The organism is Corynebacterium vitaeruminis (genome assembly GCF_001054325.1).
GTDB lineage: Bacteria > Actinomycetota > Actinomycetes > Mycobacteriales > Mycobacteriaceae > Corynebacterium > Corynebacterium vitaeruminis_A.
The window spans coordinates 1-14964 of sequence record NZ_JVVM01000021.1; the positions used below are offsets into that span (position 1 = coordinate 1).

Genomic DNA, 14964 nt, shown 5'->3' on the forward strand with positions numbered 1-14964 from the left:
GCTGCAAATGTGAAACTGTGCGAGTTTATGACACTTTCAAGCCATTTTTCAGGCCATTTTTGACATAAATGCAGTCAGTAACTCGCATTGGGGTAAGTAGCCAGAGGCTGGATCAAATAATCACGACGCACACGGGAAAGACACACTTTTCTTTACTTAACCCCTTACCCCCCCTTTGCATTCCCAGAACGCAAAAATCCCCCGGCCTTACGACCGGGGGATTTTGTTCCTTGTGGAGCTTAGGGGAATCGAACCCCTGACCTCCTGCTTGCAAAGCAGGTGCTCTACCAATTGAGCTAAAGCCCCGTACACCGAGCAATTATACCTTGTTCGGTAGTGGGCCTAGGAGGACTTGAACCTCCGACCCCTTCGTTATCAGCGAAGTGCTCTAACCGCCTGAGCTATAGGCCCCGTGGAACGAGATATAACTTAACCCGTAACCATGACACTTCACAAATCGCCTGGTCAGAGGCCTAAATATTAGGTTAAAAAGCAGTCATTAAGTAGTCATTACAGCTACTCCATGACCATTTCACTAAAAACTCCTCTGAACCAAAGCGACCCCGGAGCCACCGAACGGGGGTGACACCGGGGTCAGCGGGAGGCAAAGCAGCCTAGCTGTCGTCGGCAAGCGAAATCTTGAGACCTCCGACGAGACCGCCGCACGCGTTGTAGATAACCGCGCCGAGGGCCATGAACCCAATCGACAGCACCCACCACAGCGCACCTACAGCGGCCGCCAGGCCAAGGACAAGACCCGCGCTGATGGAATCCTCCCCGCCGATCATTTCACTAATCGGAGCGAGCAATCCCATCCCGGAGAGCAAGAGGTAGAGCAGGCCGATCGCGGCAAGCCAGACGAGGAAGCCAATGAAGCCAGTGGCCGCCGTAATGCGCATGGCGGACCAGGGACTCACCTTGTCGACTACCAAGTTAGTTTCGGCCATGCGCTTACTCCTTCTCCGCCTCCGAGTCACCGGACTCGGCGGCACCGGTGCTCTTGGTGGCGCCGGTGCGCTTCGGGACTACGTCCAGGGTTCCGGCCTCAGAGACCTTCGAAGCGGTCTCCTCACCCTCATCCTCAACATTGCGGTCGATAGCCAGCAGTTCCACGCCGTCAGCGAGGTTGACCAGGCGCACGCCCTTGGTGGCACGCGAGGTGGCGCGAATCTCGTTGACGTTGGTGCGGATGATGTCGCCGGCGGAGGTGACAGCGAAGATTTCATCGTCGTTGTCGACCACCAGAGCGCCCATCAGCGGACCACGCTTCGGGTCGTATTTGAGCGTCAGCACGCCCATACCGCCGCGGTTCTGCGGGGCGTACTCACTGAGCTTGGTCTTCTTGCCGAAGCCGCCGGTCGTGGCGACCAGCAGGTTGTGCTCTTCCTCGACCACGACCATGCTGAGCAGCTTGTCGTCACCCTTGAAGCGCATGCCCTGGACACCGGCAGTGGCGCGGCCCATCGGGCGCAGCGCGTCGTCGGAGGCGGTGAAGCGAATGGCCTGTCCGCGCTCAGAGACAAGCAGCAGGTCATCGTCAGCAGAGCACAGACGAGCACCAATCAGGGAGTCGCCTTCGCGCAGGTTAATGGCAATCAGGCCAGCGGAGCGAGCGGACTCGTAGTCCTCCAGGCGGGACTTCTTGACCTTGCCCTCGCTGGTGGCCAGCACCAGGTACGGGCTGTCCTGGTAGCTCTGAATCTGCAGCACTTCGGCGATACGTTCTTCCGGCTGGAATTCCAGCAGGTTGGCGACATGCTGACCGCGGGCGGCGCGAGTGGCCTCCGGCAGTTCGTAGGCCTTGAGACGGTAGACACGCCCCTTGTTGGTGAAGAACAGAATCCAGTCGTGCGTGGAGCAGACGAAGAAGTGGCGGACAATATCGTCCTGCTTCAGGTCCGCACCGCGCACGCCCTTGCCACCACGGCGCTGTGCCTTGTAGGCATCGACCTTGGTGCGCTTGGCGTAGCCCGTGGAGGTAATGGTCACGACCACGTTCTCGCGGGCGATGAGGTCCTCTTCTGTGACGTCGCCCTCAGCGGCCACGATCTGGGTACGACGGTCATCGCCGTACTTCTCCACTACCTCGCCCAGCTCTTCCTTAACAATGGCGCGCTGACGCTCCGGCTTGGCCAGGATGTCCTTCAGGTCGGCGATCTCGAGCTCAATCTCAGCCAACTCGTCGATAATCTTCTGGCGCTCCAGAGCAGCCAGACGACGCAGCTGCATCGCCAAAATGGCGTCAGCCTGAATCTCGTCGATTTCAAGCAGACCCATCAGGCCCGTGCGCGCGGTATCGACCGTGGCAGACCGGCGAATCAGGGCGATGACCTCGTCCAACATATCCAGAGCCTTGACCAGGCCACGCAGGATATGGGCACGCTTTTCCTTCTCGTCCAGGCGGAACTGGGTCCGTCGGACAATGACCTCAATCTGGTGGGCGACGTACAGCGTCACCATCTGGTCAATACGCAGCGTGCGTGGCACACCGTCGACGATGGCGAGCATGTTCGCGCCGAAGCTGGTCTGCAGCTGGGAGTGCTTGTACAGGTTATTCAGCACCACACGCGGCACGGCGTCGCGCTTGAGCTTGACGACGATGCGCATGCCCCACTTCAGATCGGATTCGTCATCAATGGAGGCAATGCCCTGCAGACGACCATCCTTGACCTGATCTGCGATATTGGCAATCATGCGGTCCGGGTTGACCTGGTATGGCAGCTCAGTGATGACAATCGACTGACGAGTGCCCTCCTGCTCAATCGAGGTCACACCGCGCATGCGAATCGAGCCACGGCCGGTGGTGTAGGCCTCCTTGATGCCCTTGTCGCCGACAATCTGGGCGGCAGTTGGGAAATCCGGACCCTTGATGCGCTCCATGACCGCATCCAGCGTGGTCTTTTCATCCGCATCCGGGTTGTCCAGGCACCAGTTGATGGCATCCGCGACCTCACGAAGGTTGTGCGGCGGGATGTTGGTAGCCATACCGACGGCAATACCGCCGGAGCCGTTCATCAACAGCTGCGGGACACGCGACGGCAGAATAACAGGCTCTGTCGTACGACCGTCGTAGTTCGGCTGGAAATCAACGGTGTTTTCGCGAATGTCGCGCACCATTTCCATGGCCAACGGCGTCAGACGGGCCTCCGTATAACGCATAGCTGCGGGACCGTCGTCACCGCGGGAGCCGAAGTTACCCTGACCGTCGACAAGCGGATAGCGCATGGACCACGGCTGCGCCATGCGCACCATGGTGTCGTAAATAGCGCTGTCGCCGTGCGGGTGGTAGTTACCCATCGTGTCCGAGACCGGCTTTGCGGACTTCACATAACCGCGCTCTGGGCGGTAGCCGTTGTCGAACATGGCGTAGAGAATGCGGCGGTGCACCGGCTTGAGACCATCACGGATCTCCGGCAGCGCACGGCCAACAATCACGCTCATGGCGTAGTCGATATAGCTCGACTGCATCTCTTCATTGATGTCGATCGGGCGAACCTGGTGGCCCAATACTCCACTTCCGAAGGATGAGCCGTCGTTGTTGTTATCGTCGCTCAATGACTGCTTCCTTTACTTAAAAGAGGTTCGCACCCATTCTACAGGGCTTTAGAGCCCGCTTTACGACGCCGTGCGCAACTTTTCGATACCATTGTGGTATCAAATACTCGGTTTCTAAGCCTGATAGCGCGAAACAAACCAGCGCAGTTAGGAAGCGCGGCTAGGTAGCAAGGAGTAAATGCGCGATGGCGATGACCTTGAGGCTCACGAAAGAACAGGACACCGCCCTGGCACTGCTGGCGCAAATGGAGGGCGTATCCAAACACGAAGCAGCCATTCGCGCCATTGAATCCGCCGCCCGGAGAGCCCTTCAACAAGGCCAGGCCAGGGAAATTACGGCAAGCGTGATTGATACCGACATGGCGCTGCTGCGAAACTTGAGCTCCCCGAGGGCCCGCGGAGGACAAGAATGAGCGCACCTCAAATTCAACCTCTCAGCGAGGCCGCAATCCTGGCGGCTACCGACGAACTGGTGGTCAAAGTGTCGGAATTGACCGACGCTACACTTGCGCGACCATGGGCGATCAGCGCCATTGCCGCCGCCAGCTCAGGAGTCATCGCTGGTCACCATAGTTTCCCCACAGTCTCTGCGGCAGCACAGGCGGCCGCTTACGCAACGTTTCACGTGAAACCACTGAGTTTCGGCAACACCGCGCTGGGCACATTACTCGCGCATATACTCCTCACCGCCAACGGGGAAGAAGTGTCATTCGCAGAGACCTGGGAACTGGTCAAAAGCGGCATCTAGCCAGAGACGCGGCCTAGTCGATTTTTCGGGTGAACGGGCTCGTCGGAATGCGATTGCCGGACTCCAACCGACCCGTGTAGTACGCCGTGGCCTCACCTTCAGTCAGCTCGACCTCGTACCAGCCATCACGGACATAATCAGCCGTGCGGTCCTGCCCGCCAACTAGAACACGTCCCGCCGCGTGCTCCAAAGTAACCTCCGGCAACTCCTTCGCCGTCTTGCTGAAGACACGCAGGAAGCGGTCCGGGCCGCACACGGTAAGTTCGCGCTCCAGGAGCCCAACTCGCAGCTCTAACGTGCCGAGCACTGTGTGGTGCTCCACCCTGTTGCCACTATAGACAGCGAAAACAGCCTCGCGGGAACCGTCGTTGACCAGCACAAGGTTGCCGTCTTTAAGGTAGGCGTGGAGCCGGTACGGCGTTGGCAGCGCGGTCGCCTGCTCGGACTCCTGCACCGGATAGTCACCGGCCGGCTCCGCCTCCCAGCGCTTCACAAACTCCGGGGCTGGCCCCGGCTGCTCCGGAAGCTGCATTCCCGCCGACGCCGAGAAGTCCAGCGTGGATACCAAATCACCACAGACCCGACGACGCCAATCAGTAATGTTTCCACAGCCCACACCAGTAACCTGCTCCAGGAAACGGATTACCGAAGTGTGATCGAAGACCTCCGAGGACACCAGGCCACCCACCGACCACGGTGAAATGACAGTCATCGGGACGCGGAAGCCGAGCCCCTTCGGCTTGCTCAAGTACCACTCCCCCGGCTCATTCTTTGGCGGCAGCGGCGGCACCACATGGTCGAAGTAACCGTCAAACTCGTCAAAGTTAATCAGGAAGACCGTCTTGGCCCACACCTCCGGGTTGGAGGCCAGCGCATCCAACAGACGGTAGGTGATATTCGCCGACTGAATTGGCGACGACGCTCCGGGGTGCTCACTTTCCGCAGCCGAAGGCACAATCCAGGACACCTTTGGCAGCTGCCCGGATTCGATATCCCGTCGGAAAGCGTCGGCTAGTGTACCCGGCTGGCGGCGGTGCAGCGCGCGATTGAAGAGATCCCGTTCCGCATCAGGCAGCTTCTCCACAGCGGCATTCAAACGATCGACCATCTCCTGCTGCTCTGCAGTTGGCGGCATCCCATCGCCCAGCTCCAGTAGCTTCTCATGAAAACCCGTCATATCGAGCCCCGGCAGCCCGGCCTCACGAATGACCTTGCGGCCAATATTTCGAAACGCGGCAAAGAAATCCAGGTTGTTGTCCGTGTAGTTATCCCACTCCTGGTAGACGCGCCACGGCACCCCTGCCTCCGTGAGCTCCTCGGCATAAGTGCGCCACTTATACCCCGGGTGCGTCGGCTCATACGCCGCGTTGCCAACCGCTCCAGTCCCCCACGGTTCCTTTCGGGTGTCACCCGAAAACAGGTAGTTGCGGTTCGGGCTTGTCGACGTAGGCATCGAGGAAAAGTAACCATCACAGATGGTGAACGTCTCTGCGAGAGCGAATTGGAACGCGATGTCCTGGCGGTCATAACAGGCCATCGTGCCCTTGCCCTTGGCTTCAATCCAGCCGTTGCAGCGGCCGCCGTTTAGTGCAACCTGCCCGTCTTCCCAACCGTGAGGCAAACTTGCGATGTACTCCACCGAGAGATCACCGCGATTGGCAGCATTGCGAATCAAGTACGGAGTGATCCCGCTCTGGTTGAAAACACCCGGTAAAGCGGAATTGTCGTTGTACCCTCGCACCCCTCGGAGCGTGCCGAAGTAGTGATCAAAAGAGCGGTTTTCCTGCATCAACACGACGACATGCTCAATCTGGTCAAGAGAGCCAGCCGGTCGGGGCTGCGCGAGCGCGTGACGCAGTGATGGTGGCAGCAGCGTGCTCGCAGCGGTGACGGCACCGACTCCTGCAGCGGTCTGCAGGAAGTGTCGACGGGAAAACTCAGATATTTTTTTAGGTGATGTTGCCATAAGCATCTACGTTAAGAAGCGCAGATTACAGGTTGGAAAATTGCGGTTTAAATTTCTTCAAGGAACCGCTCGAAGCGGTCAACCACAGCCTGCGGCTCACGTGCCCACCGGTTATGTCCTAGGCGCTGCTCAATAAACTCGTATTTCGCCGAATTCGGCAACATCCGCGCCAACGCCTGCGCCGATGCCGCCGGGCAGTCACGGTCACCGCCACAGTTCAGCAGCAGCGCCGGGGTGGTCACCTTAGGCATCTCAGCGGCATAATCGATGTCCGCACCGCGCGGTCGCAGGAGACCCGTGCGCGAGAATCGCGCCCACTCCACCACATGGTTACGGGCCTGTCGGCCGTAGCCGGCCACATCAAACCTGCCCGCTGGCCAATAACCCAGAATCTGGGACACTACCTGCATAAACGGTGCGCCGTAGCGAAGCCGCTTGTACTCGTTGCCAGTAAAACACTTGTAGTGCGGAGTACCGGAGCCGACCATCACTACGCCAGCCACGTCCGCTTCCGGTCGAGCCAGATACAGCGAGGCAATCTGGCCGCCCATGGAATGACACAGCAGGTAGACCGGCAGCTTCTCCCCTGTGCTCTCCCCTGCCGCGAGGTGGTCGAACTCCTTACGCGCACGCGCCACGGCCAACGGGTAATCCACCGATGCAAGATCCTGGTAGCCCCAGTTGTGGCCACGAGTGGCCACCGCAGTCTGGTTACCCTGGCCGCGCAGCTCCGAGGTCAGGACGCAAAAACCTCGGCGCTGCAACTCTTGGGCAATCGGCCGGTAATAGCGAGCCCCCATGCCAAAGCCCGGCCAAATAACGACGATGCCCCGAGGCGTACCTTCGGGAGTCCGAAGCGCCATCGGGGTCACGGAGCCATCGGGCAATGTCTCCTGCACAATACGTGGCTCAGCCGGCGGTTCCCCGTTGACCATGCTTCCTCGAGTATCTTCCATTTCATAAACATTAATGGCTGAACTGAGGTTTTGTCAGGGGAACTGACAAGCCGATAACCAGACTACAAACCAAATACTGGTTTAGACGTCGAGGAAGCGAACGTCCTTCGCATTACGGGTGATGAACGAACGTCGTGAAGCAACGTCATCGCCCATCAGAATGGTGAACAGTTCGTCGGCCTTCTGCGCGTCCTCAAGAGCGACCTTACGCAGGACGCGGTGATCCGGATCCATGGTGGTATCCCACAGCTCAGCAGCATTCATCTCACCGAGACCCTTGTAGCGCTGGACGCCGTCGTCCTTGTTGATCTTGCGGTTGGCAGCCAGGCCTGCTTCCAGCAGCTGATCGCGCTCGGCGTCGGAGTAAGCGTAGCCCGGCTCACCCTTGGCCCACTTGAGCTTGTACAGCGGCGGCTGGGCGAGGTAGACGTGCCCCTCGTCAATCAGCGGACGCATCAGACGGAACAGCAACGTCAGCAGCAGCGTGGCAATGTGCTGACCATCGACGTCGGCGTCGGCCATCAGCACAATCTTGTGGTAGCGCAGCTTCTCGATGTCGAATTCATCGTGAATACCGGTGCCCAGCGCCGTAATAATGGCCTGGACCTCGTTATTCTTCAGCGTCTTATCCAGGCGCGCCTTTTCGACGTTCAGGATCTTACCGCGTAGCGGCAAAATGGCCTGGAACAGCGAGTTTCGGCCCGCCTTTGCGGAACCACCTGCGGAGTCACCCTCCACGATGAATAGCTCGGACTGCTTCGGGTCCTTCGAACGGCAGTCAGCCAACTTGCCCGGCAGGCCTCCGAGATCCGTTGCGGACTTACGACGCACCAGGTCACGGGCTTTACGAGCCGCCTGACGGGCATGTGCCGAAGCAATGGCCTTGTTAACAATGGCCTTAGCCTCAGCTGGGTTGGCCTCCAGCCAGTGACCGATGTGCTCATTGGTCATACGCTGGACGAAGGAACGCACCTCGGTGTTACCCAGCTTGGTCTTCGTCTGGCCCTCGAACTGCGGATCGGCGACCTTCACCGAAATGACGGCGGCAAGCCCTTCACGGCAGTCCTCACCGGAGAGGTTATTTTCCTTCTCCTTCAGCAGCCGGTGCTCACGGGCATAGCGGTTCATCAACGACGTCAGCGCAGAACGGAAGCCCTCTTCGTGCGTACCGCCCTCGATGGTGTTAATGGTGTTGGCAAAGGTGTGCACCGACTCGGAGTAGCCCGAGTTCCACTGCATTGCAATCTCGACCTCGTGGCCCTCACCTGCAGCATCGAAGGAAATGATGGTCGGGTGGATGATGTTCTTCGACTTGTTCAGAGACTCGACATAATCGCGCAGACCATTCGGGTAGTGGAAGACCTTGCGGCGCTCCTTCGGCTTCGTGGTCTTCTCGGCCTTTTCCTGCTCGGCAGCGGCCGCATCCTTGGCGACCTCAGCAGATTCGGTCTCCGCCTGCTCCGCCAGAGCCTCGGCCTCGAGCTCCTCCTCGGAGACGCGCTTGTCCACCAACGTGATGGTCAGGCCCTTGTTCAAAAACGCCATCTCGCGCAGACGGCGAGCAATGGTGTCGAACTTGAAATCGGTGGTCTCAAAAATCTCCGGATCCGGCCAGAAACGCTGCGTGGTACCCGAGCCGCGAGTCTTCTTACCGCGGATAATTTCTTCCGGAACTGCGTGGTCGAAGTTCTGGTACCAGATGTAGCCATCACGGATGACTTCGGTTTCCATGCGCGTCGACAGCGCGTTGACCACCGAAATACCCACGCCGTGCAGACCACCGGAAACGGCGTAGGACTCCGAGTCGAACTTGCCGCCGGCATGCAGCTGAGTCATAACTACCTGCACCGTCGGCATGCCCGACGGGTGCATTTCCACCGGAATACCACGGCCGTTATCGCGGACCTCCACGGCTCCGTCTTCCAGCAGCGTGACCTCAACATCGGTGGCGTAACCCGCCATGGCCTCATCGACGGAGTTATCTACAACTTCCCACACCAGGTGGTGCAGGCCACGCTCACCAGTCGAGCCAATGTACATACCCGGTCGCTTACGCACGGCCTCGAGGCCCTCGAGGATGGTAATCGATGAGGCGTCATATTGATGTTCGGTAGCAGCCACGGTTCGGCGCGTCTCCTATTCTTGGTTCTCTCCCCGCGCAACATTCGTCAGCGCGCGAAAAATAGGCCGGCGGTTAAGCGCTATCAGTGCTAGACAGAACTACCTAGGTCTACTAGATAGGACTGGCTAGTTAGGCGTCGATAGCGTTCCAAGAACCGCCTGCCGATATTCTCCTGCCCATCTTACCCCAACGTAGTCCCCTACTGTGGATATAGCTGATGCGCTCAAAGGACCAAATTTCGCAGTTTTACGCATACTGACGGTTATTCGTAGACCATTTACCGACCTTTACCCGTAAGTATCACGCGGACCTCGCCCCTCGATGTGCAATTTGCCCTTGCGCCAATTCGGCGCCTTCGGGCCCAACACCTTAATTTCCTCAACCACGCCATCACCGACACGCTCCGCAATCGACTTCAGCACCTGCCGCTGCGCCAACCGCAGCTGTGTTGCCCATGCCGTCGATTGGCACTCGACCACCAAAGTGCCGTCCTTAAACTCCTTGACCTGGGAGTGCTCCGCGACAACCTTGCCGACCATCGAATCCCACTCCGTCATAATCACACCGTGGGCAATGTGAATCTGCCAACCTCGATCAACGACGGCCTTATTCAGCACCGCACCAATCGGCGCAGGTCGACGGTCATATTTCCGATATAGCCGAATCCCCGATTCCTTCAACAGGCTCGGCGAAATCACCGTGCCGGCGCGATCTCGCACCACTGCCTGCACTGCACGCTGCTTATCGACGTCCGCGACAATCCCCTCCGCGGCCTTCACAGGCACACGACTATCGAGACCCGCCCACGAGCCCTTCTTCTTCGGTGGCCGCTGGAGATTCGGTAACTTGTGACCACCCTCTTTAGCGGCAGTACGCATGCGGAAGAAAGCGTCGCTGATTAGGTCGTTTTCCTCTTCCGGCGAGTTATCCGGTGCCATGTTCTCGACCATACCCGTCACTCTTCCGCGACTGGGGTTATGTCTGGGTCAGCATCAGCATCCAGCAGCGAGATTCGCCCCTCCTCAGTCTGCGTCACCGTCACCGTGTGATGGGTCACCGACGAGTCCTCCACCAGTGCCTGTGGCAACTCCTCTCCCACCGCCGAGGTAATCAACACCTGCTCAGCCTGCTGCGCAATGTCCATGAGTGCTTCCCGACGGTGCCGGTCGAGCTCCGCAAACACGTCGTCAAGCACCAAAACCGGGTCGGGCCCATCGGCGCGGAGCAAAAAGTACGCACCGAGGCGCAGCGCGAGCGCAAAAGACCAGGTCTCGCCGTGACTGGCAAAGCCCTTAGCGGGGTCGTTGCCGAGAATGAGATCGAGATCATCACGATGCGGACCGACAAGGCAGGAACCGCGCTCAATCTCCGCGGTGCGACGCGTGGCCATCTTAGTCAGCAGCAATGCCTCGAGCAGCTCCGGTTCGCTGGGCAATGGCCCGCCGTCCAGGCTGTCGACCTTCGGCGCATAGGCAATCGTGGCCGGCCGCGAGTGCGGTGCAAGGGTGGCATACGCCTGGCTGACATGCTCGGAGAGCTCGGCAATCAAGTCCATGCGCGCAGCCATTAACGCTGCTCCCACCTGGGCTAATTGCGCATCCCAGGTATCCAGTGTGCTCAGCGCGGCCTGCCCCTCCGAGGAAGAATAGCCACGGCGCAGCGTCGAGCTCGCCGACTTCAGTAACGCATTCTTCTGACGCAAAATCTTGTCATATTGAATGCGGATACCGGCGGACGGTGGCCGTCGTAAAGCGAGCAGATCGTCGATATAGCGGCGACGCGCGGCGGGCTCGCCCTTGACCAGCGTGAGATCCTCGGGCGAGAAAAAGACCGACTTGACGATTCCCAGTAGCTCCCGCGGGGACTTCAGCCGAGTGCGATTAATCTGCGCCTGGTTCGCGCGATGCGGATTGATGAGCAAATGCGCTGTCAGCTCGCGGCCGTCATTGACCGCCGTCGCTGAAATGCGTGCCGACGGGCTACCTGAGCGGACCAGCGGAGCATCCGTAGAAACTCGATGTGAACTGAGCGTGGAGAGATACCCAACGGCCTCGACGATATTGGTCTTGCCGTAGCCATTTTGCCCGGTAAATACGGTAATTCCAGGCGTGAACTCGACTTCCAACTCCGGCCAGGAGCGGAAGTCACGCAAGGACAAATACCGAATGTGCATAGTCGCAGACTAGCCCGGCAGGCGCACAGGCATCAGCAGGTAGGTGAAGTCAGTCTCCGGAGTTGGGTAAAAGCCGTCCTCACCGAGCTCCGGGATTTCCTCCGGTTCCGGAATGAGGATCGCAGGACGCGACGGCTGCGTGAAGCCCAGCAGAACGCGGTGGGAGCGAACAGCGCTGAGCCCCTCCAGCAGGTACTGCGGGTTGAAGGCAATCAGCAGCGGTTCCCCGTAGAAATCACAGGCCACGGTCTCTTCCGCATGGCCGACCTCGTCACCGTGGGCGGAGAGAACGACCTGACCGTCGGAGAAGTCCATGCGAATCTGCGCACCGTGATCTGCCATCAGGGACACACGGCGGATGGCATCCTGCAGCTGGTCAACACGGGCAACAGCCATGGAGGAATGCTGCTTCGGCAGCAGCGGACGGAACTTCGGGAACTCGGCATCCAGCAGTCGCGTGGTGGTGCGACGCGGATCGGCGAGAATCGCCAACAGACCTTCCGATCCGACCTCGCGGTCATCGGAGCCGTCGCCGAATGCCAAAGTCACGGGCTCGCTGGAGCTGGTGTCGAGAGTACGAGCAGTCTCCGCGAAGGTCTTGGCCGGGATGAGCAGCTTGGTCTCGCCCTCCGGGATCTGCTCCCACTCAAAACTGCGAACCGCCAGGCGGAAACGGTCGGTAGCGGCGAGGGTGACCTCGTTGCCCTCGGTCTCCATCCGGATACCGGTCAGCATCGGCAGCGATTCATCCTTGCCGGCAGCGACGGCGACCTGACCGATAGCCTCAGCCAGCAGAGAGGCGTCGACAGTACCGGTGGCGGCCGGAGCTTCTGGCAGCTGCGGGTAGTCCTCCAAGGTCAGGCTTGGCAGCTCGAAGCGGGAAGAACCACAGCGAACGATGACCTTAGTGCCATCAAAGTGCATCTCTACCTGCTTATTCGGCAGCTTAGAGACAATGTCAGAAACCAACTTGCCGTTGACGGCGAAGCGACCGGGCTCATCGACCTCAGCGCTAATACGAATCTGAGTGGAGACCTCGTAGTCATAGCCAGCGAGCTGCAAACCATTGTCATCCGCGAGAAAAATCATGCCACGCAGAATCGGCTGAGTCGGGCGTGCAGGCAGGTTACGAGCAACCCAGCTCACCGCACCCGCGAGATCGTCCTTAGCCGCGCGAATACGGACTTCGGTCTGCTCCATCGTTCCTCCACCGGTATTGGATGTCTGTTATTAGCCGTCTTTTGTATTGTCAGCGCGCGATGTCAGCACACATGACTGGAGTTACAAATATTCCATCGTACAACTCTACTGCAGACTGCCAAAGAGCTCATTGAGTTTGTTGCAGTCCGTTGAGTGCTTAATCGTAGGTCTTAGTCGTTCTTGGGATTTTCGAAGTTGTGCGCCAGAGGTTGTTCGCCCGAGGTTGTGCGCAGGCCTCCTTTTATCTAAAAGTTTCTAGAGATTTTTAACGTTGGGAGGAGTAATAGGGGGTGTGCACATTGTGAAATTACATGATTCCCGCTGGTCTTCAGGGGTTTCAGACTGTGGATAACCAGTGTGTCTAGCTGTGGATAACTAGAGGTGTCTGTGGACACTGTTCGGACTCCAACTTTTATCCACAAAATTTGCTAGTTGTCCACAGCTCTGTGCACGGAAAAACCGCAGTTAATAACAAGAATTCCGCACTCCGAGCTCGAGGTATTAGGCCGTCCCGCGAGCTCGATCCCGAATGCGCGTGGTCAGGTCGTTGACCTGGTCCTTTGAGGGTTTCTTTTCCTGGATTTCCTTAACGATCTTGCGTTCAGCGTGCAAAACCGTCGAGTGGTCACGATTTCCGAACTCTCGCCCAATCGACGGCAGCGAAAGCTCAGTAAAGGACCTCGTCAGGTACATCGCAATCTGGCGTGCATGGGCAACCGGGCGAGTCTTGCCTGGGCCCACCAGATCCGCAACTGTGAGGTCGAAGTACTCAGCCGTGGTGGAGATGATGATCTCTGGGGTAATCTGCACCTCAATCTCATCAGCGCCGAGAATCTCCTGCGCAAACTTCAAGGTCACAGGCTCATGAATCATGGATGCATGAGCGCTGATCTGCAGTAGACGCCCTTCGAGCTCACGAATAGAAGACGAAGTGTTTTCCGCGATGTACTGGAGTACATCATGTGGAACTACCAGGTCAGACAGCTGCGCCTTCTTTGACAGAATTGCGATTCGGGTCTCCAGATCCGGGTACTGCAAATCTGGGTTGAGGCCCCATTGGAAGCGGGTGCGAAGGCGATCCTCCAGGGTCTTGAGCTCTCGTGGTGGGCGGTCGGACGACAGCACAATCTGGTGATTGGACTGGTGCAGGGCATTAAAAGTATGGAAAAACTCTTCCTGCGTACCTTCCTTGCCCTCCAAGAACTGGATGTCATCAATGATGAGCATGTCCAGATCGCGGTAGCGACGCTTGAAGGATTCCTGGGCGTCGTCACGCACGGAATTAATAAAGTCGTTGGTGAACTCTTCAGAGGAAACGTAACGAACCCGCAGGTTAGGGTACAAATGCTTGGCGTAGTGACCAATGCCGTGGAGCAGGTGTGTCTTGCCGAGACCGGAACCGCCGGAGATAAACAGCGGGTTGTAGGTGCGCCCCGGGGACTCGGCAACAGCGACAGCGGCAGCGGCGGCGAACTTATTCTGCGGACCGATAACAAAGGTCTCGAAGGTGTAGTTCGGGTTGAGCGTAGGCTCCTCGAAAGGCATGCTCATTTCCGTCGGAGTGCCGTGGCTTTCAGATTGGAAAGGGCTTGTGACCTGGCGCTGATCAGCAATAGTCATCGGATTTTCGGCCGATGAGTGCGAAAGTCCCTGTGCCATGGAATCGACGGCATCCATTGGACGACGCTGTGACTGGGCACCCTGCTGACTGTGGACATTCGGCTGGTGCACCTGGTGAGTCGGCGCCGATCCCTGGTGCTGCTCATGGAGATTAAAGTCGTTCGAACCAGCGTTGGGGAACGGGTAATTACGGCCAGACTGCTGCTGATTTGGCCGCTGGCGCTGAGCTTGCGGTGGACGTGAGGCTGTAGATGAGACCTGTTCGGAGTGCTGTGGAGACTGCTGTCCAGATGGTTGGACAGCCTCTGTTGCCTGGCCCTCATCTGCATCATCGGCAGGATCGGCAACGGTGATGACCGTTTCCAATTCTTCGCCGGTCAACGAGGTTAAAACAGTCTCAATAATGCCTTTGAGCTCTTCTTTTACCAGGGCTTGGACAACTGGCGATTGGGTACTGAGCAGGAAAAAACCCGGAAAGTCACCAGTGTGCGTTACCGACCGCAGCAGCGCCTTGTGCGGAGGGCGGAGCGGTGCAATACCTAACTCCGGCGCACCTTCTGGTGAAGTCAGGATGGAAACTACCTGCTCCCAGAGTCCGCCTGGCAATTCTGGTTGTTCGCTCAC

The 14964-nt window shown here is 58.6% G+C and carries 11 protein-coding genes and 2 tRNA genes; 2 read left to right on the forward strand and 11 right to left on the reverse strand.

The genetic code is table 11. The features are described from left to right. Positions 1-233: 233 nt before the first annotated feature. The 4 genes from ADA16_RS05740 to gyrA all read right to left on the reverse strand — a co-directional run bounded on the left by ADA16_RS05740 (position 234) and on the right by gyrA (position 3468). Positions 234-306, reverse strand: a tRNA-Ala gene (locus tag ADA16_RS05740). Between the two features lie 31 nt (positions 307-337). Continuing rightward, a tRNA-Ile gene (locus tag ADA16_RS05745) sits at positions 338-411 on the reverse strand. A gap of 203 nt (positions 412-614) precedes the next feature. Beyond that, positions 615-947 carry a DUF3566 domain-containing protein gene (locus tag ADA16_RS05750; RefSeq protein ID WP_048759990.1) on the reverse strand — a complete coding sequence of 111 codons (333 nt, stop codon included), beginning with the start codon at positions 945-947 and terminating at the stop codon, positions 615-617. A gap of 4 nt (positions 948-951) precedes the next feature. After that, positions 952-3468: a DNA gyrase subunit A gene (gene gyrA / locus ADA16_RS05755; RefSeq protein WP_239659366.1), complete on the reverse strand. Its 2517-nt coding sequence runs from the start codon at positions 3466-3468 to the stop codon at positions 952-954. Between the two features lie 272 nt (positions 3469-3740). On the opposite strand from gyrA, the gene ADA16_RS05760 reads away from it, so the two are divergent. Together ADA16_RS05760 and ADA16_RS05765 are read left to right on the forward strand one after the other, a co-directional pair. Then, positions 3741-3968 carry a CopG family transcriptional regulator gene (locus tag ADA16_RS05760; protein ID WP_048759995.1) on the forward strand — a complete coding sequence of 76 codons (228 nt, stop codon included), beginning with the start codon at positions 3741-3743 and terminating at the stop codon, positions 3966-3968. Beyond that, positions 3965-4303 (forward strand): hypothetical protein, encoded by a 339-nt coding sequence (locus ADA16_RS05765; RefSeq protein ID WP_048759998.1) that lies wholly within the window; start codon positions 3965-3967, stop codon positions 4301-4303. Before ADA16_RS05760 ends, ADA16_RS05765 begins: the two co-directional genes overlap by 4 nt. 13 nt (positions 4304-4316) lie before the next feature. Here the strand turns inward: ADA16_RS05765 and ADA16_RS05770 are convergent, their stop codons facing one another. The 7 genes from ADA16_RS05770 to dnaA all read right to left on the reverse strand — a co-directional run bounded on the left by ADA16_RS05770 (position 4317) and on the right by dnaA (position 14964). Then, positions 4317-6269: an alkaline phosphatase family protein gene (locus tag ADA16_RS05770; protein WP_048760081.1), complete on the reverse strand. Its 1953-nt coding sequence runs from the start codon at positions 6267-6269 to the stop codon at positions 4317-4319. Between the two features lie 47 nt (positions 6270-6316). Then, positions 6317-7204: an alpha/beta fold hydrolase gene (locus ADA16_RS05775; RefSeq protein WP_048760000.1), complete on the reverse strand. Its 888-nt coding sequence runs from the start codon at positions 7202-7204 to the stop codon at positions 6317-6319. Positions 7205-7306: 102 nt separating this feature from the next. Beyond that, positions 7307-9346, reverse strand: a complete 2040-nt coding sequence (gyrB, locus tag ADA16_RS05780; protein ID WP_048760003.1) for a DNA topoisomerase (ATP-hydrolyzing) subunit B — start codon at positions 9344-9346, stop codon at positions 7307-7309. Positions 9347-9634: 288 nt separating this feature from the next. Then, positions 9635-10297, reverse strand: coding sequence for a DUF721 domain-containing protein (locus ADA16_RS05785; protein WP_048760006.1), 663 nt, complete (start codon positions 10295-10297; stop codon positions 9635-9637). A 5-nt stretch (positions 10298-10302) separates the two neighbouring features. Continuing rightward, on the reverse strand, positions 10303-11520 hold the full coding sequence (gene recF / locus ADA16_RS05790) for a DNA replication/repair protein RecF (protein WP_048760007.1): 1218 nt from the start codon (positions 11518-11520) through the stop codon (positions 10303-10305). Positions 11521-11529: 9 nt separating this feature from the next. Continuing rightward, positions 11530-12720 (reverse strand): DNA polymerase III subunit beta, encoded by a 1191-nt coding sequence (gene dnaN, locus ADA16_RS05795; protein WP_048760010.1) that lies wholly within the window; start codon positions 12718-12720, stop codon positions 11530-11532. A gap of 501 nt (positions 12721-13221) precedes the next feature. Further along, entirely contained in the window at positions 13222-14964 is a 1743-nt protein-coding gene (gene dnaA / locus ADA16_RS05800) for a chromosomal replication initiator protein DnaA (RefSeq protein ID WP_048760012.1), read from the reverse strand.